The sequence below is a fragment of the Plantactinospora solaniradicis genome, assembly GCF_042658085.1.
Taxonomy (GTDB): Bacteria; Actinomycetota; Actinomycetes; order Mycobacteriales; family Micromonosporaceae; genus Plantactinospora; species Plantactinospora solaniradicis.
On sequence record NZ_JBHSPR010000072.1, the window covers coordinates 1 to 1922 of the forward strand.

1 protein-coding gene is annotated in these 1922 nt (G+C 70.5%); it reads right to left on the minus strand.

Annotation, left to right across the window (positions count from 1 at the left end; translation table 11 throughout):
- On the minus strand, positions 1 to 1922 hold a 1922-nt coding region (locus ACFP2T_RS43050), incomplete at both ends, for a condensation domain-containing protein (RefSeq protein ID WP_377432798.1).

A 1922-nucleotide genomic window follows, 5' to 3' on the forward strand; every position in this document is an offset into this window, starting at 1 on the left:
ACCCCTCAGCACACGCCAAACTCAGCGTCAACTGCGGACCATCCGGCAGGTCATGAACCACACCCTCGGCCTCGACGGCGTGCAGCGCCGGTGACCGATCGTCGGTGCCCTCCCCGAGCCCGGACTCCCCGGCCAGTTGCCACGCCTGCTCGCGCGAGCCGAACCGGCCAAGGTAGTTGAAGCCGATCTGCGCGGACGGCAGAGCCGCGAGTTGTGCTGCGGTATCGGGGTTGAGGTACCGCAGCAGGCCGTAGCCGAGCCCGTCACCGGGCACGGCACGCAACAACTCCTTGATCCGCTTCACCGCCCGCCCGGCCGCCGGGCCACCCGCCCGCACCTCGGCAACGTCGACGGCACCCATATCGAGCCGTACGGGATGGATGCCGGTGAACCAACCGACGGTGCGGGACAGGTCCGTCGCGTCGTCGAGCGGCACTCGGCCGTGACTCTCCACGTCCACCAGGAGCGCACCCGTGCCGTCCATGGCTTCTCGCCGTTCGGCGATAGCGGTGATCAGCCCGGCCAGCAGTACGTCGTCGATGCCGGCGTGGAACGCCGCCGGAACGGTGGTCAAGAGTCCCGAGGTGATGTCCGCCGGGACGGTGATCGACACCCGTCGTACGGTGGCCGCCACGTCCCGGACGGCGTCCAGCGGTCGCATGGTCAGGAGCGGATCGGGATCCTCCAGCATCCGGGTCCACTCCGGCAGTTCCGCCGCGCGCTCGGAAGCGGTGGCCTGCGCCGTCAGGGCGGACGCCCAGTGCCGAAACGAGGTGGGGACCGGTTCCAGCGCGACGGACCGTCCCGCGCCGAGTGCCGTGTACGCCGCCGCCAGGTCCGGCAGCACGACTCGCCAGGAGACCCCGTCCACCGCGAGGTGGTTGATGACGAGCAGCAACCGGCCGGCGACGTCCGGCCCCCGGTCGAACCACACCACCTGGACCATCACGCCGGTCAGCGGATCCAGCCTGGACACCGCCGCTCGGGTCTGCTCGTCGACCAGCCGGTGCAGGTCGCCCACGGTTGCCTCCACCCGGCGCACCCAGGGACGGACCTGGGAACTACCGGGGTCGGGTACCAGCAGCCTCTGCTGGTCGAGGTCCAGCCGTGCCCGCAGCACATCGTGGCGATCGACCACGGCCTGTACCGCGCCGATCAGGATCTCGAAGTCCAGCTCCGCCGGGACCGTGATCAGGCTGGACTGGAACACATCGGCCAGGCCCTCCGGCCGAACCCGGTCGAGCAGCTCACGCATCACCGGCGTCAGGGGTACCTGGCCGGTGCCGGTGTGCTGCACGGACGGCGAGGCGTCGTGGGCGAGGATTCCGGCTACCGCCGCCAACCCGGCTGCGGTGCGCTGCTCGAACATCTGCCGGGCGGTGATGACGAGACCGGCTCGCCGTGCACCCGATACGACCATCATCGAGAGGATCGAGTCGCCACCCAGCTCGAAGAAGGATTCCTCCGCGCCGACCTGCTCCACGCCCAGGACCTCGGCGAACAGTTGACACAGCGATGTCTCGGCCGGGGTGGCCGGTGCCCGGCCGACCGTCCGGCCGGTCGGCTCGGGGGCCGGCAACGCGCTGCGGTCGAGCTTCCCGTTGACGGTCAGTGGGAGGGAGTCGAGTGTGACGACTGCGGCCGGGACCATGTACTCGGGCAGTCGTGCGGCGGCGTATTCCCGTACCGTGTCGACGTCCATCCCACCGGCGGTGGCGGGTACGACGTACGCGACCAGGCGTTTGACGTCGGGCTGGTCCTCCCGGACGATGACCGCGACCTGGCCGACCGACTCGTGCCCGGCCAGGACCGCCTCGACCTCACCGGGCTCGACCCGGAAACCACGGATCTTGACCTGCTCGTCCGCCCGACCCGCGAACAACAACCGCCCGTCCGAGGTCCACCGGACCAGGTCCCCGGAC